The organism is Cystobacter fuscus DSM 2262 (assembly GCF_000335475.2).
Classification (GTDB): domain Bacteria; phylum Myxococcota; class Myxococcia; order Myxococcales; family Myxococcaceae; genus Cystobacter; species Cystobacter fuscus.
Window position 1 is genome coordinate 196,323 of sequence record NZ_ANAH02000008.1, and the last position, 21,573, is coordinate 217,895.

18 protein-coding genes and 1 pseudogene are annotated in these 21,573 nt (G+C 67.6%); 8 read left to right on the forward strand and 11 right to left on the reverse strand.

Annotated features, from left to right (window positions below):
- Positions 1-403: 403 nt before the first annotated feature.
- From D187_RS15655 to D187_RS15665, 3 genes are all read left to right on the forward strand, one after another.
- Positions 404-2,245, forward strand: a complete 1,842-nt coding sequence (locus D187_RS15655; RefSeq protein ID WP_043430002.1) for a DUF6531 domain-containing protein — start codon at positions 404-406, stop codon at positions 2,243-2,245.
- 93 nt (positions 2,246-2,338) lie between these two features.
- Positions 2,339-4,600: an RHS repeat domain-containing protein gene (locus tag D187_RS15660; RefSeq protein ID WP_043430003.1), complete on the forward strand. Its 2,262-nt coding sequence runs from the start codon at positions 2,339-2,341 to the stop codon at positions 4,598-4,600.
- A gap of 3 nt (positions 4,601-4,603) precedes the next feature.
- Complete coding sequence (locus tag D187_RS15665; protein WP_043430005.1) at positions 4,604-5,413, forward strand: hypothetical protein; 810 nt, start codon at positions 4,604-4,606, stop codon at positions 5,411-5,413.
- Between the two features lie 27 nt (positions 5,414-5,440).
- On the opposite strand, the gene D187_RS15670 is transcribed toward D187_RS15665, so the two are convergent.
- The 9 genes from D187_RS15670 to D187_RS15710 all read right to left on the reverse strand — a co-directional run bounded on the left by D187_RS15670 (position 5,441) and on the right by D187_RS15710 (position 15,806).
- Positions 5,441-6,652 carry a GNAT family N-acetyltransferase gene (locus D187_RS15670; protein ID WP_002626348.1) on the reverse strand — a complete coding sequence of 404 codons (1,212 nt, stop codon included), beginning with the start codon at positions 6,650-6,652 and terminating at the stop codon, positions 5,441-5,443.
- 31 nt (positions 6,653-6,683) lie between these two features.
- Positions 6,684-7,859 (reverse strand): DegT/DnrJ/EryC1/StrS family aminotransferase, encoded by a 1,176-nt coding sequence (locus D187_RS15675; RefSeq protein ID WP_002626349.1) that lies wholly within the window; start codon positions 7,857-7,859, stop codon positions 6,684-6,686.
- Positions 7,847-8,965, reverse strand: a complete 1,119-nt coding sequence (locus D187_RS15680; RefSeq protein WP_002626350.1) for a GNAT family N-acetyltransferase — start codon at positions 8,963-8,965, stop codon at positions 7,847-7,849. Before D187_RS15680 ends, D187_RS15675 begins: the two co-directional genes overlap by 13 nt.
- Positions 8,966-9,107: 142 nt before the next feature.
- On the reverse strand, positions 9,108-10,181 hold the full coding sequence (locus D187_RS15685) for a gluconeogenesis factor YvcK family protein (RefSeq protein ID WP_002626351.1): 1,074 nt from the start codon (positions 10,179-10,181) through the stop codon (positions 9,108-9,110).
- Positions 10,182-10,260: 79 nt separating this feature from the next.
- Complete coding sequence (locus D187_RS15690) at positions 10,261-11,646, reverse strand: sugar transferase (RefSeq protein WP_002626352.1); 1,386 nt, start codon at positions 11,644-11,646, stop codon at positions 10,261-10,263.
- A 99-nt stretch (positions 11,647-11,745) separates the two neighbouring features.
- Positions 11,746-12,489, reverse strand: coding sequence for a CpsD/CapB family tyrosine-protein kinase (locus D187_RS15695; RefSeq protein ID WP_043430098.1), 744 nt, complete (start codon positions 12,487-12,489; stop codon positions 11,746-11,748).
- Between the two features lie 41 nt (positions 12,490-12,530).
- Positions 12,531-13,949: a GumC family protein gene (locus D187_RS15700; protein ID WP_002626354.1), complete on the reverse strand. Its 1,419-nt coding sequence runs from the start codon at positions 13,947-13,949 to the stop codon at positions 12,531-12,533.
- Positions 13,950-13,975: 26 nt separating this feature from the next.
- Complete coding sequence (locus D187_RS15705) at positions 13,976-15,163, reverse strand: hypothetical protein (protein ID WP_002626355.1); 1,188 nt, start codon at positions 15,161-15,163, stop codon at positions 13,976-13,978.
- A gap of 61 nt (positions 15,164-15,224) precedes the next feature.
- Complete coding sequence (locus D187_RS15710) at positions 15,225-15,806, reverse strand: polysaccharide biosynthesis/export family protein (RefSeq protein ID WP_002626356.1); 582 nt, start codon at positions 15,804-15,806, stop codon at positions 15,225-15,227.
- A gap of 360 nt (positions 15,807-16,166) precedes the next feature.
- On the opposite strand from D187_RS15710, the gene D187_RS15715 reads away from it, so the two are divergent.
- Positions 16,167-16,364 carry a hypothetical protein gene (locus tag D187_RS15715; protein ID WP_002626357.1) on the forward strand — a complete coding sequence of 66 codons (198 nt, stop codon included), beginning with the start codon at positions 16,167-16,169 and terminating at the stop codon, positions 16,362-16,364.
- Between the two features lie 122 nt (positions 16,365-16,486).
- Positions 16,487-16,832: pseudogene (locus tag D187_RS59215) on the forward strand (class I SAM-dependent methyltransferase); the annotation flags it as partial.
- 58 nt (positions 16,833-16,890) lie between these two features.
- Here D187_RS59215 and D187_RS15720 read toward each other — a convergent pair.
- Both D187_RS15720 and D187_RS15725 read right to left on the reverse strand, forming a co-directional pair.
- Positions 16,891-17,844: a universal stress protein gene (locus tag D187_RS15720; RefSeq protein ID WP_051256383.1), complete on the reverse strand. Its 954-nt coding sequence runs from the start codon at positions 17,842-17,844 to the stop codon at positions 16,891-16,893.
- A gap of 1 nt (position 17,845) precedes the next feature.
- The gene (locus tag D187_RS15725) at positions 17,846-19,159 is read right to left on the reverse strand and encodes a cation:proton antiporter (RefSeq protein ID WP_002626359.1); all 1,314 of its coding nucleotides are present in this window, start codon (positions 19,157-19,159) and stop codon (positions 17,846-17,848) included.
- 223 nt (positions 19,160-19,382) lie between these two features.
- Between D187_RS15725 and D187_RS49960 the strand changes: the two genes are divergently transcribed.
- Genes D187_RS49960 through D187_RS15740 form a run of 3 tightly spaced genes read left to right on the forward strand, consistent with a single transcriptional unit; the run spans position 19,383 to position 21,572 of the window.
- The gene (locus tag D187_RS49960; RefSeq protein WP_002626360.1) at positions 19,383-20,069 is read left to right on the forward strand and encodes a TetR/AcrR family transcriptional regulator; all 687 of its coding nucleotides are present in this window, start codon (positions 19,383-19,385) and stop codon (positions 20,067-20,069) included.
- Positions 20,070-20,073: 4 nt separating this feature from the next.
- Positions 20,074-20,805, forward strand: a complete 732-nt coding sequence (locus D187_RS15735; protein ID WP_002626361.1) for an ABC transporter ATP-binding protein — start codon at positions 20,074-20,076, stop codon at positions 20,803-20,805.
- On the forward strand, positions 20,802-21,572 hold the full coding sequence (locus tag D187_RS15740; RefSeq protein WP_002626362.1) for an ABC transporter permease subunit: 771 nt from the start codon (positions 20,802-20,804) through the stop codon (positions 21,570-21,572). Before D187_RS15735 ends, D187_RS15740 begins: the two co-directional genes overlap by 4 nt.
- Position 21,573: the final 1 nt, after the last annotated feature.

Genomic DNA, 21,573 nt, shown 5'->3' on the forward strand with positions numbered 1-21,573 from the left:
TCCCACAGGGCGGAGGCGAAGGTGCGCGCCACCTCCTCCTCCCGGCCGCGCCGCGCCACCACGTCCAGGTGGTCGCTGCCCACACGTGCGACTCGCCCAGCTCCTCCACGGCGGCCCGCCTTGGCTGAATAGTCTACAAGAAGACGGAGCCCCTGGCCGAGAAACTCCAGGACACGCAGAGGGTGCTGGAATGCTGGCCCGTGGCGACATACTGCCACGAAACGGCTTGAGCCCGCGATGAATGACGAGACGCGCCAATCCTCCACGTGGGGCGACTTGAGCGAATGAAGGCTGCGACTCACCCGGACGTGGACGTACCGCGACCATGGGAAGGGAATTGCGCGGCAGGTGGAGAAGCTCCTGGGGCCGCAGTGGCGGCCCTCGGAGTTGGGAGGAAATCGTCATGATGCCAGCCGCCAAGCACTTCGATCCGCTGCTGGGGATCGACATCCACCTCATCCAGCCGCCTGGCGGCGTGCCTCCGGTCCCCATCCCCCACCCGCATATCGGGATGGTGTTCGACCCAATGGACTACGTGCCCATCCTGGGGGCGACGGTGCTGGTCGGGGGCGTGCCCCGAGCGCAGGCGGGCACCTCGGGCATTGCGCTCCCGCCCCACATCCCCATGGGGGGTGTGTTCATCAAGCCCCCGGCCAACGAGTCCGAGGTCTTCATGGGCAGCTCCACCGTGTCGGTGGACGGGGACGCGTTCAGCCACCTGGCCCTGCCGGCGCTGAGCTGCCAGGACATCGGGATGCCGCCCATTCCGCGGCTCAAGAAGAAGAAGAGCGTCAACAGCCTGGTGCTCCCGACGACGATGGTGCTGTCCATTCCGGTGCCAGTGGTGGTGGGGGGACCGCCAACCGTCTCGCTCATGGCCCTGGGCATGCGCGCGGGCATGGCGCTGATGGGTGCGCTGGTGTCGAAGCTGAAGAAGATGCGCGCGGCGCGCAAGTCGCAGAACGGCGTGCACTGCAACGGCGGACACCCGGTGGATGTGATTACCGGGGCCAATTTCGACGAGTTCGTGGATGCGCGCTCGGCGCCCCCGGGGCTCTTCTGCTGGCGCCGCCGCTACACCACGGCGCACGCGGACCGCCAGGGAGTGCTGGGCTGGGGCTTCCGGCACGAGTACCAGCACACGCTGCACCTGTTGCGCCAGGCGTGGCGGTACGAAGACGCCCGGGGCCGCGTCATCGACTTCGAACCGCTGAAGGAGGGCGAGCGCGAGACGAAGCGGCACGGCGTGGTACTGCGCCGTCTGGACAGGGATCGCTACGAGCTTTCCGAAGGTCGGGGGCCACGCCTGGTACTCCAGGCCGCCGACGGGGAGAACATCGCCCGGCTGCGCTTCGTGCGTTCGGCGGAGGCCGAGTTGGAACTGCGCCATGAGGGCGAACGGCTGAGTAAGGTGACGGAGCGCACGCTGCGGGGGTGCTGCCTCTACCGCTTCGTCCACGACCTCGCGGGCCGACTCACGGAAGTGCTGCGCGTGCGATCCAGCGGTACGAGGCGAGTGGCCCGATACGAGTACGACCGCCATGGGCACCTCGTGGTATCCGAGGATGCAGAGGGCGGTCGGCACGAGTACCAGTATGACGAGGCACACCGCTGGACTCGGATGCGTACCCCCACGGGTTACAGTTTCTGGTGGCGCTACGACGCACAAGGCCGCTGCGCGGAAACCTCGGGCGAGGACGGATTGTGGTGGGCGCGATTTGAATACGCCCCCGAGAAGCAGGAGTCTCGCGTCACCGAGCGACGGGGCGGCATCAGCATCTTCCAATACGATAAGAACCTCACCTTGCGGAAGCGGATCGATCCGTACGGCGGGATATTGGTGCGCGAAGCCGATGCCGAAGGGCGCGTTCTACGAGAGGTGGATCCTGGCGGACGCGTGACGCAGATGGTGTACGACGCGCACGGCGCGCTCGTGGGCCGCGTTGATCCATACCAGCGGATGCTGCCTCCTCCGGAGGAGATGCCACGCCCCAGGCCACCAGACATGTTCGTCCATCCCCGGACGCCGCTGGGCCACATGATGGGCAGAGGCATGGATGAACTGCCGCGAGCAGCGCTGGGTGCATCTCGGACGCTGCTCTCTCGGTTGCCAGCCGCGCTCGCCGAATGGATCACGCTCCTCGTCCGGCTGCGTCCCGAGGACCTGCGGGAAGAGCCCCAACCGGTGCGTACTCATGACAGCCAGGGGCGTCTGGTGCGGGAAGTGGATGCCGCTGGGCGCTAACGCGAGTGGCATTACGATCCCGCGGGCAACGAAGTATGGTATCGGGACGCGGACGGCCAAGTGAGGGAGCGCCGAATCAGTCGTTGGAACCTGGTGACCGAAGAAGTGGATGGATTGGGCCACACCACGCATTACGAGTACTCGTCCACGGAGCAGGTGACGCGTACCGTCGATCCAGGGGGAAGCGTCAGTGAGTATGAATACGACGAGAAAGATCGTCTCATCCGCATCTGGCGCCATGGAGCCCTCAAGGAGGAGTACGTCTGGTACGCGGGTGATCGCCTAGTGGAGAAGCGGGACGGCCATGGCCAAATCCTGATGCGCATCGAACACGGGCCGCGGGGACACACGTCGACGCGGCACTTGGCATCGGGCGGTCGGCACCTGCTTGCCTGGGACGAGCGCGGTCGTCCCATTCGCGCCAGCACGGAGTCCCATGAGGTACGACTCCTGCGCGATGCCCAGGGCCGGATGCTGTGCGACTTGCGTGATGGCCGAGGCTCGGAGCACATCCGAAGCCCCTCGGCACGCCACACCCTGGTGCTGGGGCGCTTTACCTGGAAACAGCAAGGGAACAAGGAGGAAGGAGATCTGCTGCTGGTGGATCCGACAGGAGGCCATCACCGGCTGAGCAGGGAACCAACGGGACTGGTTCTGCGTGAGCATGCGAATGGAGCACGCGAACTACGCCAGTATGACGATGTCGGCAGGCTGCGCTCGAGCCTCATCTGGAAACCAACACATGATGGCGCGTACCATTCCCGCTGGGTGCGCTACGACTACACAGCAGAAGGAGATCTCGACGGGTTCTGGGACAGCATCCGAGGACAGACACGTTACGCCACGGACCCGGCTCATCGGTTGGTGCAGGAGGAAGGTCCACGAGGCCGCGTCCTGTACCGGTTGGATGCGGCCGGCAACCTCCAGGAACAGCCAGGCTTGAGCAACGTGGTACTCGCCGAAGGCAACCGCTTGGCCTCGGCCAATGGCGAGACCCTCACCTACGATCACCGCAACCATCTCCGGGAGCGCCGCTCCTACGAGGGCCCGTCCACCCGCTATACGTATGACAGCGCGGACATGCTGGTGTGCGTGGAAGATGGGCGGGCCGAGCCCTGGACGGCGGAGTACGACGCCATCGGCCGCCGCCTCCGCTGTGGGCGAGGCGCGAGGCAGACGCACTTCTACTGGGATGGCGAGCGCTTGGCCGCTGAGGTGTCCCCGGAGGGGCGACTGCGGCTCTATGGATATGCGGCGCATGACGCGCTGGTTCCACTCCTCTTCGTGGACTACGACAGCACGGAGGCTTCTCCCGAGAGCGGCCGCGTTTATACCCTTTACACCAATCAGGGAGGTGTTCCCGACTGCGTGGAGGATGCGAGCGGGCGAGTGGTCTGGTGGGCGGAGCGAATCAACCCGTATGGGCATGTGGAGGTCGCACCATCATCCGGGTTGGAGCTGAACCTGCGCTGGCCAGGACATTACCTGGACACGGAGACAGGTCTTTTCTACAACCGCTTTCGCTACTACGATCCGGTTCTGGGACGTTACCTGCAAAGCGACCCGCTCGGACTGGACGGAGGCATCAACCTGTATGCCTACGCCCCCAATCCTCTCGTCCAGTTCGATGTCCTCGGGCTCTCGCATCAGAGGAGTCCCAGCAGCAGCAAGACCCAACAGGATCCGGTCGAACATGTGCGAGCCAAGTATGGCGATGAGGGGGTTGGCACGTATAACTCCCTGCTCGGAGACAGGATGGCGCCGCACCTCGCCAGGCAGACCCTCGAATACGCGGACGAAATGGGCATCCTCCGAGAGGTCCGTGAACTCGTTGACAGCGGCAAGCTCGAAAACCTGCGTGGGCTGAACGGATTCCTCAAGGAAATCAGGCAGGAACTCAAGCAAGGCCAACAGGGCAAACTTCGCCAATTCCATGAGGCCCACCAACGCGCCATGAAGGGCAACGAGGTGGCTATCGAGGGCCGCCGCAAAATACCGGCCGACCCAAGGAGCGGCCAAGCAGACATCGTCGACCACACTCAGGAAGAGGCTCTCCAGATGAAGGTGGTTACAGGAGCAAAAGAAGGTACCGTGATTGGCAACCTACAGTCAGCCGTGGATCAACTGGGTGGTTCTCGTGGCGAGTTTCCGCCTGACGGATACAAACGCATCGCCGATATCCGCATTGAAGCTCCCAACAATCCCCTCAACAACGCAACAGAGCAGCAACTCCGCGATACCCTGCGTGGCAAGATAGCCAATCTCGACAATCTCGACTCTGGCGAAGTGCACATCTCCAATACGACCAGGGCAGAACCCTACGTGTTCACCCCCGATCAACTGAAGCCGGATTGACTCATGCGTAATTTGTGGATCCAGACTGAAAGGGCTTTTGCTACCTGGGTTGCCGATCTGAGCGCGCTGCGTACCCGGCCTGAATCCTTGTTGGAATTCGTGCGGCACCTGCTTGCTGCTGGCATCCAGCACCAGGTACTGGAGTACATCGACGCACCCATCATTCAGTATCAGCGCAAGAGCACGGGTGACCTGTGCTCTCTGCTGACCACGCTCTACCAAGAGCGCCGTATCGTCGAACTCTTCGGCTTCACTGGCGCAGCCATGGCACCTGGCCACCCACAGTCGTCCACATCACGTGCCACCCTGGCTTGGTACGATGCCAATGAGCGGCTGGTGGAGGGCCCCTGCGTGGATCTCGGCGCACTGCTCGCGGAACTCAAGCCGTCACCGGACTGCATTCCACCTGGGTTCATGACGCACTATCCGCCACTCCGTGTAACAGGCTCGCGACTCGAGTATGGTGACACTTCGCCCGAGCCTCAGCGCTTCTCTCCAACTCAATCTCTCGAAGTACGCCTCGCCATCCATTCGGACATCTGGTTTCCATGGATCTACGGCTCGGCCCATCCAGCATGCGACTACGAGCGAATGTTCGACAACCGGGAGTTGGCTGGCCGCCATACACCCCGGCTCAATGCATTCCTCCGCACCGTGGCGGCCAAGACAAAGGCAATTGGAGGATCATGGTCGGTCGACCCGGATGACACCGGAGCAGACGCCATCCGCTGGCTCAACGCGGACGGCATTCTCCTTGATGTCGAACCGCTCCTGAGGATGCCGCTAGATGCGCTCGACATCGAGTGGAGCTGACAAACCTTTCTCCCTCCTCCGGGCGCCCTACCCGCGCACCGCGGACAGCCGACGCCGCAGCCGGCGCACGCGCTCGACGGCGTCCTGGGGCAACAGGCGCTTGGCCACTTCACGCACCTGCCGCATCCCCTGCTCACGCCGCACGAACCACTCACCATCACCGTTGGGTGAGAGCACCCGCAGGGACACGGTGCGCCGCTGTTTCGTCGTCCAGTCGGACTTGTATGTCTCGGTGCCGCGCAGGAAGTCGTAATCGGTGAGCCCGGCCTCGAGGGCGTCGCGGAACGTCTCCCCCACGAGCACCAGCCCCACGCTGCGGTTGCGCCACGCCGGGTCATACCCCGACTGGAAGTAGATGAACGAGCTGCCGTGGACAATGCCATACACCGAGGCCACCGCCTGTCCGCCCACCTTCATCGTGTACAGGCGCAGGCGCCCGCGCTCGGCGAGCAGTTGCGTGGCATCCCGGTGGAAGGACTCGACGCCCCGGCCGCGAATACCCTGGGAACCGCCGTCCGACTCCCAGCGCATGGCGTGCAACCGGAAGAAGTCCGTCAGCGGCGCGGCGAGCGCGCCCGGCGCCTCCGTCTTCTCGATGCGGTAGCCCTCCTGCTTCTCCAGCCACTTCTTGCGCCGCAGGTAGTTGTCCCGCCGGCTCGTGCGCTTGAGGAAGTCGTCGAAGGACTCCCCCCGCCCCAGGGTCTCGTAAGGGCAGACATAGCGCTCGGTCAGCGTCGTCCCCACGCCGTGCTTCTCGAAGGTCTCGCGCAGCACGCGCACCGTCACCGAGTCCTCGCGCAGGTCCGTCAAGTCCAGCACGTCCCACTGATCCCTCAGCTCCCACAGGGCGGAGGCGAAGGTGCGCGCCACCTCCTCCTCCCGGCCGCGCCGCGCCACCACGTCCAGGTAGTCGCTGCCCACGTGCGACTCGCCCAGGAAGGCCAGCCGCCGGATGGGACGCCCCAGCACCCAGTGGTAGTCGAAGCCCAGCGGCAACAGCCCCACCAGCGCCCCACTCCGGTCCCTCGCCTGCAACACGAAGGGCTGGCGATCCGTGCCGATCCGCCGGCACCACGGGTACAGCCACTCCCACGCGTTGAAGGGCCCCGCCTGGCTGTCGTCCAGGAGCGCGTTCCACTCGGCGCGCATCCCGGCGAGTCCGGACGCGGTCCTCACGGTGGAGACCTCCAGCCACCGCGCAGGGCTGGGAGTGGGCATCAATTCCGCTTCGCGAATCACGGTGTCGACCTCATGTCTCGAGCCTGGGGCCTCAGCCCACGTTCTTTCGCTCGGGGCGCTCCGGCACCAGCGCGTCCCGCACCACGTTGGCCACCTCCGCCATGACCTCGGGCGTGAGATCCTGGTGGCAGGGCACCTCGACGATGGAGCGCCGCAGCTTCGCCACCTCGGGGAAGGCGGACGCGTCACACGCGGGGTGGAAGTGCTTCCAGAAGTCGATGGCCTCGATGCCCCGCGCGCGCAGCCGCTCGAGCACCTGCTCCTTGTTGTCCACCACCACCGGGTAGAACAGGGGGCAGACGCCCGGGGCGAGCTGGTTGAAGAGCGGCGCGGACACGTCGCGCAGCCGGCCGAGCAGGAAGAAGTAGTTGCGCCGCCGCCGCTCCACCACGGCCTCCAGGTCCTGCGCCTGGGCGATGCGGTGGGCGAAGGGGCTCATGCCCAGGTCCACGTGCCGCCGGTCGAAGTGCTGGGTGCCGGTGGCCACGCGCTCGATGTCCGCGGCCTTCACCGCGCCCTTGCCGAGCCCGCGCACCATGCCGCGCACGCTGCGTCCGAACGCCCCGCCGCGCAGCTCCAGGTTCTGCAGGAGCGAGGACACGGTGTGGCTGAAGGTGGACGAGCTGGGAGGCAGGGGCGGCTCGGGCAGGCTGTACTGCCGGGCGCCATTGACGGTGAGCGCCCCGCCGTGCGGCATGGGCAGCGTCTTGTAGAGGCAGAAGATGCCGATGTCGCCCGTGGTGCCCAGCGGCACCGAGCCGTCCGCGCTCAGGAGCGACAGGGCGCAGTCCTCGATGAGCGGCAGGCCGTGCTTGTCGGCGATGCGGCGCATCTCCTCGACGGGGCCGGGAAAGCCCGCGTAGTGGATGAGGTAGAGCGCCTTCGTCTTCGGACCGATGCGCTTCTCCACGTCCTCCAGGTCCACGTCCCAGCGGCTGCCCACCCGGTAGAAGCGCGGCGTGGCGCCGGCGTCCACCACGGCCTCCACCTCCACGCCGTGGTGGTAGGCGGGCATGAGCACCTCGCCCGCGTCCAGCCCCAGCATCTTCACCGTCGTCCAGATGGCGTTGCGGGCGAAGTAGAAGTAGCGCACGTTGCGCGCGCCAAAGGGCATGAAGTGGCTCGGGGCCCTGCGCCCCGTCAACATGCTCGGCCACAGCGTGGGCAGGGCGGGAACGAACAGCTTGTCGGTCTTCACCGCTTCCATCGCGCCATCACCTCCCGGGCCGCGGGGGCCCAGCGGAACTTGGCCGCGCACAACGCGCGGCCGAAAGCCGAGTCATTGAAAACGTAGAGCCAGGTGTGCCGGCGTACGTGCTCCGTCCAGTCGCGCTTCCACGACATGTCCGGCCCGAGGAAGTCGAACTCGCGCAGGCCGCGGCCGATGCACTCGCGCAGCACCTCCTCCATGAGGAGCTGCCCCGGGCTGCAATCCCCCAGCGTCTCGTCGTAGCCGGGCTTGAGCAGGAAGTAGCGCCCCCCGTACTCCAGCGAGTACTGGAAGGCGACCGCGCGCCCGTCCAACCGCAGGTAGTACAGCGCCAGCCGGCCGTCATACGCCGCGGTGCGCGCCAGCTCCGAGTAGAAGCCCCGCGTGCGCCCGTCCTGCGCCATGGCCGTGCCGCGCTGGCCCTTCCAGCCGCTCGCCTCCAGCGCGAAGCCCTCCTCCAGCTTCGCCTCCAGACCGAGCCCGCCTTCCACGCGCTCCACCGTGACGCGGCCCTTCTCCTCCAGCTTGCGGCGCCGGCGGCGGCAGTTGGCCTTGAACTTGGACGACAAGCTCGCCTGGTATGCCTCCCACGAGGCCGGCAGCGGGATGTAGGGCGACTGCAGGGACTCCCACGTCCCCACGGGCATCCCCGCCCCCTTGGCCGCCTCGTACAGGTGCCAGCCCGCGCCGCCCTCGGGCACGTCGGTGAGCCGCAGCACGTCCCAGCCCTTGTCCGCCCGCAGGTGCGCGAAGAAAGCGGCGGCGGCCTCGGCGGGCTCGCGCGCCACCAGGTCGAACCGGCACGAGTGCGGGTTGGCCGTGGCGGAGAGCTGCCGCGCCGGCACCCCGTACAAGGAGGCGCGCTCGGCCATCAACGGCAGCACCGCCGTGAGCCGCCCCTCCTCGTCGCGCAGCGTGAGCACACGCAGGCGCGCCTCGGGGGCGAAGTCGTCGATCCAGATGCGGAAGAACTCGTGCCGGTAGAAGGGCTCGTCGGCCGTGGCCTGCACGAGCGCGTTCCACTCCGGCTCCAGCGCCATGAAGGCGGCGCGATCCGTCACCTCGACGATGCGGGGCGAGGGAGTGAGCTGTCTGGCTTCCATGGGATTGTCCGGCTCCTGACACGGCGCGGCCCGGAGGCCTCGTGCGCCGCAAGTTGGTAATGGACGCGGCGGCCCACAAGCCACGCGCGCCTGATTCATCCAGTCCTGGCCGGGCGAACACGGAGCCGCCCGGCGGTCTCTCTCAGATTCCCGAGCGGGCCATCTTCAGCAGGCAGCGCGTCACCTTGCGGCCGTCATGCCGGATGCGCGAGCCTTCCTTGAGCAGGTCCGCCTCCACGGGAATGACACCGGCGTCAATGAGGGCGCGGCGATCCACCCGGACGGGCGTGGAGCCCTTGCGGGCGTAGCGGCGCACGGCCTCCTCACAGGGTGTGGTGCCGTTGACGAGCACCGCGTCGAGCACCGGACCCACGTGGTCGATGATGGCGCGCACGTGGTCCAGGCAGTCCATGCCGTCCGTCTCGCCCGGCTGGGTCATGAGGTTGGCCACCATGACCTTGAGCGCGCGCGTCTCGCGCAGGGCCTGGGCCACCCCGTCCACCAGCAGGTTGGGCATGACGCTGGAGTACAGCGAGCCCGGCCCGATGACGATCATGTCCGCGGTGCGGATGGACTCAAGCAGCCCGTCCACCGGCGCCGGGGCGCTGGGGCTCAGATGCACCTTGCGGATGCGACCCCGGGCGCGGCAGATGTTGCTCTCGCCCACCACCTCGGTGGAGTCCTCCATCTGGGCCACCAGGTCCACGGGGGCCAGGGTGCTCGGCAGCACGCGGCCCTTGGCGCCCAGGAGCGTGCCGGACACGCGCACCGCCTCCATGAAGTCGCCCTTGAGCTCGGCGAGCGCGGAGATGAGCAGGTTGCCCACCGCGTGGCCCGCGAGCCCCTTCTTGCCGGCGAAGCGGTATTGGAACACCTCGCTCAGCGGGCCCTTGCCCTCGGCGAGCGCCACGAGGCAGTTGCGCACGTCCCCGGGAGGCAGCGCGCCGCGCGTGCGGCGCAGGCGGCCGGAGCTGCCTCCGTCGTCGCTCATGGCCACCACCGCGGTGAGATCCAGCCCGGGCTCGCCTGGCTTCGGCGTCGCGCGCCGGGCCAGGCCCTTGAGCACCATGGGCAGTCCCGTTCCACCGCCCATGGCCACGATGCGCGTGGGCCTCAGCTCGAGCGCCTGCCGCAACTCGTTCTGCTCACCCGCCTGCTTCGCCGCGTCCTTCTGCGTGCTCCACGTCTCGTCGAGAACCAAATCCGACTCGATCATGTCCCTACCCCCTTCGACGCCCATCCAAAGAAAACGAGCCGCCGGGCCCCCCGGCGGCGCTAGCCCGTACCACCCTGCTCTACCGCGCGCCTCGCGCGAGCAGTACGTGCCTCACGGTGTGGAAGATGATGCTCATGTCCAGGAAAAGCGAGCCGTTCTTCACGTAGTACAGATCGAATTCCAACTTGTTGCGCGCGTCCTCCACCGAGGCCCCATAGGGGTAGCGGATCTGCGCCCACCCGGTGAGGCCCGGCTTGACGGCCTCGCGCAGCGCGTAGAACGGAATCTGCTGCTTGAGTTGCTCGATGAACACCGGGCGCTCGGGCCGAGGGCCCACGAAGCTCATGTCGCCGGTGAGGATGTTGAGCACCTGGGGAATCTCGTCGATGCGCGTCTTGCGGATGAAGCGGCCCACGCGGGTGACGCGGTCGTCGTTGGTGCGCGCCCACACCGCGCCGTTCTTCTCCGCGTCGGTGCGCATGCTGCGGAACTTCCACAGCCAGTAGGACTTGCCGTTGAGGCCCGTGCGCTCCTGCCGGTAGAAGAGCGGCCCCTTGGAGTCGAGCTTGATGGCGGCCATGACGATGAGCAGGAAGGGCGCCGCGCAGATGAGCAGCGTGCTGGCCACGAGGATGTCGAACACGCGCTTGGCGGCGCGTCGGGCACCCGACACCGTCAGCTCGTCGGCGAAGGCGAAGTCGCTGGTGCGCAGGTGCGTCACCGGGATGCGGCGCAGCACGCGCTCGCAGAAGCCGGCGGCCTCGTACACCCGGCGCCCGTCCAGACGGCAGCGCAAGAGCGCGTCCATCCAGTTGGCTCCGCGCATGTCGTCCGCGGCCTGCACCACGAAGTCCGCCTTGAGCCGCTCGGCCGTGACGTTGACGGGCTCGAGCGCCTGGCTGCCCACGCGCGGCCGGCGGGGATCCACCATGGCCACCACGTGGAAGCTGTCCTCGCCGCCCTGCTCGATGGCGGTGGCGAGCGCGCGCGCCTTGAGGCCGTCGCCCACGATGAGCACCCGGCTGGGCCCGCCCACCACGGCGCGCAGCGAGTAGCGCACCAGGCCCGTTCCCACCAGCGCGCCCACGGCCCCACCCAGCAGCGCCCCGGGAGGCAGTTGGATGGGCAGCACCGCCGGCGCCACCAGCATCAGCAACCCGACGACGGCCGTGGTCACCCCGGCCGCCTTGAGCAGCCGCGCGCCCCGGCCCCGGTCCTCCGCCGCCACCCTCAGGTCATACAAATCCATGAGGTAGAGCGAGAACTGGAACGTGGGGACGAACGTCACCCCCAGGAGCATCAGCCCCGTCATGGAGCGGGCCAGCGCGAGGCTACCGTCCGCCGGTGCCAGCATCCGCGCACACGCCATCGCGCCCAGAACACAGGCCAGGGCGATCGCGGCTCCCTCGATGAGGAACAGGGTCAGCTTCCTGGCCGAAAAATAGTGATGGAATACCCGAAGCACGTATCTCCTCCGTCCGCCCACGCCAACGCAGTCCACACACCTCACGCACCTCCGGCCACGGGGGACACCTGCTCCCCCCGTGGCCGGAAGTCCGTGGCGTTACTTCTTGTTGCTGGAGTACTCCTTCAGGTAGGGCGCGGCGCTCATCTCCGCGCCGTTGAGCACGCAACCCAACACTGGCGCCCCGCCCAGCTGCTCCATGGCCTGGGTGACCGTCTTGGCCTGGGAGTGGTGGGCACGCACCACCATGAGCAGGCCGTCCGTCTGGTGCCCGAGGATGGACGCGTCCGCGAAGGGCAGCGTCGGCGGCAGGTCCACGTAGATCTCATCGAAGTGGTCGCGCACCAGCTTGAGGAACTGCTTCATCCGGGCGCTGGCCAGCGCCTGGGTGGGCTCCTCGGGCGTGCCACCCGCGGTGATGACCGCCATGCGCGTGGCATGGAAGCGGCGCACCAGCTCGCGCACCTCGCACTCGCCGGAGAGCAGCTCGGAGAGCCCGGGGCGGCCCCGGATACCGAGCACCTGGGCCACCTGGCCCCGGCGCAGGTCCGCGTCGATGAGCAGGATGCGGCGCTCGGGGTTGGCCCGGGCGGCGGCCAGGGCGAGGTTCACCGTCGTCACCGTCTTGCCCTCGCCGGGCATGGCCGAGGTGATACCCACCACCTTCAGGGGGCGCAGCTCGCGCATGCGCTCGAGCCTGTAATAAAGACTGCGGTACTGCTCGGCCGCGATCGAGGCGGGCGCCGTGAGCGACACCACCCGATTGTCCACCGCGTTCGGCGAGCCCGCGGACTCATCCACTCGGGGAAGGAAGTTCCCCGCCCGTTCCATGGTCTTTTCCATCTTGTTTCCCTCGGAGCCCGTGTTGTTCATCCGAAAATCCCCTAGTTGAGAGTCGAGTCCGTCGAGTTGGGAGGCACCACGTTGCGGGCCCCGGTCGCGGGCATCAGCACCCGCTTCTCCACCTTCCCTTGCATGTTCGGGACCACCGCCAGGACAGGCAGGGGCAGACGGTCACGCAGCTCCTGGGTGTCGCGGATGCTGTCGTCGCGCATCTCGAGCACCACACCGGTGAGGAGTCCCAGGCCCAGCGCCACCAGCAGGGCGATGAGCAGGCCGCTCATCCGGTCGGGCCTGGCGGCGAGGGTCGGCACGGAGGCCGGGGAGACGACGTGGAAGAGATCCTCGGCACCGCGCAGCTCCAGCTCCTGCGCCAGCTCGGCCTCCACCCGGCGCGACACCACGCTCTGGTACTTCGTGCGGGCGATCTCGTAGTCGCGCTGCAGGACACCCAGCTCGTGGGCCCACTTCGGGGTGCGGTCCAGGCGCTCCTGGTAGGACTTCGCCTGCTGGTGCAGCTCCTCGATGTCCTTCTGGATGGCGGAGATGAGGCTCGTCACCCGGGTGCGCTCCTGGCGCTCGGCCCACTGGCGGCCCTCGGCGTCCTTGCGCTTGGCCGTCATGGTGGAGAGCTCCTGGTCCAGACGCTTCACCTCGGGGTGATCCGCCGTCCAGGACGTGCGGGCGGCCACCAGGTCACGGGTGAGGCCACTCTCGGCGGCCTCGAGCCGGCCCGCCTCGCTGTCCGCGGCATTGCGAGCCCGGGCCAGGTCGGAGCGGCGGCCCTCGGCGACACGCAGCTCCTCGGACTTGGTCTGCAACAGGGCGCCCACGCGCTCGAGGCCCCGCATGTTCATCTCCAACTGCTCGGGCAGCTCACCGATGTGGGCCACCTTGAACTGGGCGATCTTCTTCTCCCAGCCCGTCACCGTGGCCGACAGGGCGGTGATCTCGTCCTCGAAGAGCTTGGTGGCGCGCGCCGCCTGGGTCTGACGCGACTTGAGCGTCTCCTCGGCGAAGAGCTGCGGCAGGCGGTTGGCCACCTGGGCCGCCACGTTCGGGTCCGTGCTGGCATAGACCAGCTCGAAGGCGCTCTCCCCCTCCACGCGCACGGTGATGTCCTTGCGCATGCGCTCGACGGCCGCATCGATTCCCTTCTCCGACACGATCTCCGGATAGAGGTTCATCTCCTCGATGGCCTTCTGGAGCACCGGCCGCGACATCAGCTCCTGGCGCACGGTGAGCAGACGCTGCTCGACGAGCTCGCTCACGGTGCGCTGCACCATCTCCTCACCGGGGCGCTGCGGCTGCACACGCACCGTCGCCGTCGCCTCGTACACATTGGGCTGCACCAGCACGATCGCGGCGCCCACCGCGAAGACCGCCAACACAATGGCCCCGACCAACACCTTGCGGCGCCACAGTGCCTTCAGCACCTGGTCTGCCGTCATCCCACGCTCCATGTGCGCTCCTCCTGATTCCATTGGTGTCACCACGCCGTCATGTGCAGGCGAAGCGCCGCCACATTCCGGGAAAGGTTCACATCCGCCGCGGCCTCACCCATACCCACCTGTGCGATGCGATCCACGGCGGCCTGCACCGACACGTACCGATTCACCTCGAACTCGAACCCCGCGCTCAGGGCGTAGCCCTGAGACACGTTGGTGCCCACATCCCACCGGAAGGCGTCCTCTCCCGGGGCCCTGCCATTGCGGAAGAAGCTGGCGGCCGCGAACATCCGCGCCCGCTGGCTGAAATGCTTGTTGAACGTCAGTCCCGCGTAGTCCGCCCACAGCGTGTTGGAGAAACCGCTGGCGCCCACCAGGTCGTGGCCAATGTTGAGGCCCATGTCGAAGGTGCCGCGCTCGTGCAGCACCTCCAGTTTCAACCGCGGCATCCACCCCCGAGTGCCATCCTCACCGAGGAAGGACACCGGCCCGCCGCGCAGCGTGGCGGTGGTGTTGCGCGCCAGCCGATAGCGCAGGGCACCGAAGAGGCCATGCGCCTGATCCACGCTGTCGCCGTAGAGGAACGCCTGGTAGCGGTACTCCGCGCCCAGCCACAGCCGCGGCGTGGTGCGCACCCACGTCTCCAGATAGGGCGTGTGGACGAAACCCGCCACACTGCCCGGCGTGAGCACCCGCACTCCCTCGAAGGCATACCCCGCCGCCACGTCCACGCGCCGGCTCATCCGGTTGGTCACCGACAGCTTGGACGCGCCGTAGAGGACGGGCTGGTTGGTGCGCGCCACGCTCTCGCGCGGCAGGGAGCGGGGATCCGTCACCCGGAAGATGCTCCCGGAGGCCTCCACCCGCAGGCGGCGCGAGAGCAGCTTGCGCACGGACAGTCCGCCGCGGTGATCCAACGTCACCGTCCCGCTGCCGTGGCGCAGCAGCAAGTCCGCCGCGTAGAAGCTCTCGAGCTTCAGGGTGCGGTCCTTCACGTCCAGTCCCAGACGCGGGGTGACCTTCGACATCAGCTGGCCCGTGGGCGTGGTGCCCAGGGCGCCGCCGGTGGGCGCATCGGGAGCGACCACCGGGTTCAGGCGGAAGTCATCGTCGTAGCGCTCCTCCAACGACAGCCGGAGCCGAGGCTCCACCAGCGTGGCGCCGAGCGCCGCCGGGGAGCTCCCCGCCACCGCCGCCGCCGCCAGCCATTTCTTCCAACCTCCGCTCATGACACCCCTCCTTCCCCACACTCCGACCCGACCGCTTCCCACTCGCCCACCGTCCCCTCGCCTACGGCACGACGATGGTGTCGCCAGGGCGCAGATCCAGCGGCTCGTTGTTCTTCGACTCCTCCACCAACTGGCTGTAGCTCACCGGAATGGGCTCGCCCTCGGCCCCCTGGCGGCGCAGCACCACGATGGCGTCGCGATCCGCGAAGTCCGTGAAGCCGCCGGCCAGGGCAATCGCCTGGAGCACCGACACCCGGCCGCGCAGGGGATAGGCCCCCGGACGCGCCACCTCACCGGTGACGAAGACGCGGGTGCTGTTGACCTCGCGGACGATCACCGTCACGCGCGGATCCTGCACGTAGGGCTTGAGCGACTCGCGGATCTGATCCGACAGCTCGACGGGCGTGCGCCCCTCGGCCCTCACCTCGCCCACCATCGGCAGGGAGATGAAACCATCCGGCCTCACCGGCAGCGTGCGCGACAGGTCCCCATCGCGCCACACCGCCACATCCAACACGTCCTCCCGGCCGATGCGGTACGGCTGGTCCGAGTTGTCCACCGGCCGCGTGGCCTGGTGAGCACAACCCGACGACAGGAGGAGCATCCCCATCACCGCCCACGATTTCGCGCCCATCATTCCCATGCTCGCCTCTCCCCGAAGTTCTCGGCCCGTCCTGTTCAGGGGCCTTGTGTTCGGGATGGGCCATAAGCAGGGGATGTGCCAAGGTCCGTGGGGAAGGAAAGTCCCCGGATCCTCATGGGTTACGCGCTACCTCCTTGGGGAAAGGTTTGGGATGTCCGGGAAAAAATTCCGACCTCGGCCTTCAGGACGTACCTGATTCAGGGCGTGGTTGCTGCCCGGGCAGGGCAATTTCGTTCCCATTCAGTTCGGGACTTTTTCCCCTCCCCTGGGAGCGGTGCGTGGCACGCCGATTGAAATGACCTTTGGCTCGGAACACAGACCTGGAAGGGTCCAGGCTGAAGAGCACCGGCGGGGGTAACAATGAGCAAGGCGGCGGCGGGAGCGGTGATCGCGATGTTCACGGTGGGCGCGGGCGTGATGACGATGTTGGGCTCGGTGCTGGGCACGTATGCGGAGCCGGCCACGGTGGCGATGCTGGGCGCGGGCCTGTTCGCGGGCAGCTCCATCCTCAATGGCTTCAAGGACACGGCCTCGGCGGGCGTGGCGAAGGAGGCCTGAGAAGGCTGTAGGGCGGGAAAAATTTCTGCCCCCCGGGACGAGGGAAAAGCAGGAAAGAGGTCACGCGGGCCCTTCACCCGGTCCGCGGCCTCCCCGGGAGAAGACGCGCCGCGCTTCGCGGTGTGCCTCCTGGGGCGGAGAGCAGGCGAGCGGACGGCACCTCGCTCGAGGGCTCGTCACTTCTGAGGAACGAATGGCCAGTTGAGAAGAAAGCCCCGGGGATTTGGGGATTGATGTCGTGCCGGAAGCACTACATCGACGACAAGCCCACCGAGGCATCGAGCGCGGGAATCGAAACGGTCGTGAACCTCGGGGCAGGCTTGGATACTGAAGCTGGTGCCCATCGACTTCGAGCGCCAGGAATTGGAGAGCGCCTTGGCCTCCCATGGCCACGCGACCGAGCGCTCGACCTTCTTCATCTGGGAAGGCGTCACCCAGTACCTGATGGAGGCGGGCGTCCGGAAAACGTTCGAGTTCCTGGCCAGGATAAACCGACTATCCCACGTCAACGGCTCGTGCCCAGGACTCATGGACGGCTCTGCCCAGACAGAGGTGCCTCCAGGACAAGCACGTCACAGGAGCTCTCCCTGGCGATCTGCGGTGCGGTGTGCGGACGCACGATCCGGCCCAACCCCAAACGCAGGTGCCTTCCAACCGCGACCAGATCCGCCTGCTCCTGCTGGGCGATCTCCAGGATGCAGGCGGTGGCCTCACCAGAACGGACGAGTTCGTCGAAGTGCACCCCAGCGTCACGGTACGGGACCAGGAAGCGTTGCAGCTCGGTGCGCGCCCGCGCCTTGGCTTCGCGCAGGTACTCCATGATGCGGGAGGGCTGAGCCGCCGACTGGTGGAGGACGAGCACGTAGGAGGTGTCGTAGCCGTGCAGCACGGCTACGCGGCTCGCACCGGGGCACAAGCGGAGCACTGTCTCCAAGGCGCGCCGGGATGCTTCCGTGAAGTCCACGGCCACCAGGGGGCGCCGGTACGGACATACCGGGGGCGGCCCGACGACGAGGAGCGCGGTGGGGATGCGCTCGATGAGTCCTCCGGCCAGGCGCTCCCGCATTCTCTCCAGGAGCGAGCCGGGGTGGCGTGGCCTCCCCAGCACGACCAGTTCCGCACCGAAGTCCCGCGCCGTCTGGGTGAGGGCCTCCGCCGGGATGCCCCACACCAGCAGGCCGCGCACGTCGCATGCGACTTGCGCGCGAGCCTCCTGGGTGTGGTGCACCGACTCCTCGAGAGCATGCCGGGCGAGCGCTTCTTGCTCTTCGTGGCGGCCCTTCTCGCTGGCCTCGGCTGACAGCGCGTGGACGAGGAGGATTTCCGCTCCCTTCCGCAGGGGAAGCTGGAGCGCCCGCGCCAGCGCACACGACGAGTGGGGGGAGAAATCCGTGGCCACCAGGACTCGGCTCAACCCCACCGTACGTCCTGGCCCGAAGCCCGCGGACGCCATCGGCTCATGCATCGTAGGCGTCGTCATGTCAGTGCCCTCCTTCGCGTACGGGAATGTTCCTGGGAGGCCGGGGGGCCTGGCGCCGAGGTGGACGAGGCTCCTGGGGGGTGGACTCGGAAGTGACCTTGGGACGAGCGCCTGCCAGCAGCCGCTTCACGCACAGGATGAAGAAGCCCGTGAGGAACAGATTGAGGGCCAGGGACAGCAGGGCCACGGTCGTCGCCGTGCCGCCGATGCCATATCCCAGCGCCACGACGAGTACGCCGGCGCCGACCTCTCCTCGTGGAAAGAGGCCAATGGCGAGGGCGAGCCGTTCGCGCAGGCTTGCCTCCCGGCGGTAGCACAGCGCCGGGAACATCTTTCCCAGGTTGGACAGGAGGGTCACCGCCAGCACATGGAGGGCGATGAGGCCCCAGCCCGGGCTGCCTCCCGCGACGGCGCTGATGCTCTGCTCCGCTTGCCTGGCCTCCCCTGCCCCCCCCAGGGCGGGCATCGACAGCCCCACCAGGACCATGAAGCAGCCGGAGATGAGGGCGGCGACACGCTGCTCGCCCGGCGCATCGAGTCCAGGGAGCGCCCCCTCCAGCGCGTCATGCTCGTGCAGGCCGTGCTCGGGATTGGCGATCATGCAGCCCAGGATGAAGGCGGGCAGGAGGACCTCGAAGTGGACCGCCGCGTCGGGATCCAGGTACCCCGTCCCGAGGTAGATGGCCTCGGAGAAGAGCGCGAGCAGCACCGAATAGCCGAGCACCCAGGGCCAGCGATACGGGATGTGCCAGCGGTGCAGGTACTTCCACCCCGCCCAGAGCAGCAGGACGATGAGGGCGATGACGCCCCCGAGCTGCCAGCGAAAGCCGACGAGGAGCACCGTGATCGGCACCATGAGGAGGATGGTGTCCAGGTCGTCGAAGATGGCGAGGATGCGGGCCTTGTGGAACATCCACGTCGCGCCCAGGCCCGCGGCGGCGAGCATGGAGAAGAGCACTCCGGCGCTCGTCGGCGCGGCGAATCGCCCTTGCATCAGTGCTTCCTTCCACAGGTCGAACTGCCCCCAGAACTCGGGGGGAGCCAGGGCGAAGACGAAGTAGAGGGTGACGAAAATCCAGGGGAAGGTGGCCGCCGTGGCCGCCACCACGTAGTCCCAGCCGTACTGGCGCATGTTCGACTTGTCCAGGTCGAACTCCTGCCCGACGTGAATCATGATGAAGGCGAGCCCCACCATGGTGAGCAGCCGGATGACGTGCGTGAGCGGCTCATAGACGCCGGGTCCGAGCGCGGGAAGCGCCTGCGACGCCACGAGTCCTCCGAGAAGAAGGACGGAATAGATGAGGACTTTGCGCATGGCCGACCCCGATGGATGCCTTCTGACTGAAGGTAGGGACGAGTCGGCCCGTATCAGTGCTGCTGCTCCCTCCCTTGCATTCAGCGAGGCTGGGAAATCTCCATCCAGGGGCTGTGTGCCCCGTCCACTCGGGGAGTGGGCGGGCTGGGGCCCTCCTGGCGGACGAGGTGGAGGGTCTTCGTGACCGTTTGACCAAAAATCCGAATCTGGTCATATTGTCTCCATGGCCGCGTCTTCCCCTCCATCGGCACCGCCTGCCGGCCGTACATCCGCCGAGCTCCGGCGCCAGCGCATCCTCCAGGTGGCCAAGAGCCACTTCGAGCGCTTCGGCTTGCGCCGTACCCGCATCGAGGACATCGCCCGCGAGGCGGGTATCGCCAAGGGGGCCGTCTACCTGGAGTTCGAGAGCAAGGAAGTCCTGCTCCACGCGGTCATCGGCACCCTGTTCGAGGAGATAGGCCGCCGGTACGCCGCGGAGGTGATGGTGTTGGAGTCGCCTCGCGAGCGGCTGCGCGCCACGCTGCGCTTCTCCTACCGCGAGCTCGCCCGCGATACCTTGTTCGAGCGGCTCGTGCGCGAGGATCCCGAGGTGGCGGTGCTCCGCTCCCTGGCGGAGTCCGGAGACAACCCGCGCAAGGCGGATGCCCAGTTGGAGATGATTCGCGGCTGGGTGCGCGAGGGGATCGAGCGGGGCGAGTTTCGCGCCGATCTGGACATCGAAGCGGTGCCCTTCGTCCTGGGGCTGATGCGCTTCCTGCACTACCACACCGGGCTCGTCACCGCGGGAGACCGCATCTCCCGCGAGCGCCTGCTCGACGCCGTCCTCGACATCTTCATCGCGGGCCTCTCCGCGCCCACTCCCCCGTCTCCGCCCCCGCGCAAGCGCCCGGGCGGGGGTTCCAAGAGGTAAGGCCATGCATGCCATCGAACTCGAGCAACTCACCCGCCTCTACGGCTCCATCCGGGCCGTGGACGGGGTGAGCTTCCATGTGGAGCCCGGAGAGATTTTCGGCTTCATGGGCCACAACGGCGCGGGGAAGACGACCACCCTGCGAATGCTGCTCGGGCTGACGCGTCCCACCTCGGGCGGCGCCCGGGTGCTCGGCCACGACGTGGTGCACGAGAGCCTCGAGGTGCGCCGTCAATGTGGCTTCCTCCCCGCCAGCTACGCGCTCCCGGCCCACATGACGGCGCGCCAGTTCCTTCACTACATCGCCGCCATGTTCGACCTCGACGCCAGCGTGGCCGAGACGCGCATCCAATCCCTGCTGCGACTCTTCGGACTCGAGGCCGCGGCGGACCGGAAGCTCGGCGGCTTCTCCACCGGCATGACGCAGAAGGTGGGGCTCGCCCAGGCCCTCGTCAACGAACCCCGCATCCTGCTGCTGGACGAGCCCACCTCGGGGTTGGATCCGCTCGGCCGCCACGAGCTGCTCGAGCACCTGCGCCGCCTGTCCTCCGAGCGCGGCGTCACCGTGCTCTTCTCCAGCCACATCCTGTCGGACATCGAGACGCTCTGCCGGCGTGTCGCGGCGCTGCACCAGGGCAAGCTCGTCGCCTTCGGCCCTGTCGAGGCGCTCAAGAGTGAGCACCGCTCGGCGAACATGGACGAGCTCTACCTGTCACTCGCGCGGAGGGCGGCATGAAGGCGCGCTTTCTCTGGCTCGACATGCGGGCCACGCTCGGCGAGCGCAAGACCTGGCTGGCCACGGGCATGATGCTCTACGCGGCGATCTCCATGCCCTTCGTCGCGGCGAAGCCGCCCGAGCACGTGCTCTCGGCGCTCAAGGGGTGGTTCTCCACGTCGGATCCCTTCATCCTCTTCCTGTTCATCTGGACGGACCTGGCGATGAACAAGTGCATCCTCATCCTCGGGGTGGTGCTCGCGGGCAGCCTGCTCATCCGCGAGCGGGAGACGGGGCAGCTCGCGGTGCTGCTGTCCAAGCCCATCTCGCCCGCCGCGTACTTCCTGGCGCGGACGTTGTCGGCCTGTGCCGTCATGGCGGTGCTCTACGTCGGCACGCACCTGGCCGCCGCACCGCTCATCGCCCGGAGCGTGCCGGGGTTTCGCGCGGGGCTCTTCTTCGCCTCCATGGCGGTGCACCTCTTCGCCGCGTTCTTCACCGTCTGCTTCAGCGCCCTCATGTCCGTGCTCATCCAGCGGCGGGCCATGGCGGGACTCGTCAGCCTGCTGGTGCTCAGCCTGCTGGTGGGCATGGCCTTCATGGGCTTCTACAACCCCGCCTGGAGTGGCATCTCCGCCTTCAACCCCCTCACCCAGGGCATCTCCGTGCTCGGCCATGTGGACGACCTGCGCCCCGGGCACGTGCTGACGCCCATCGCCCTCCTGCTGGGGATGAACGCGGCCGTACTCGCGCTCGGCGCCCTGCGGGTGCGCCAGATGGAGGTGTGAC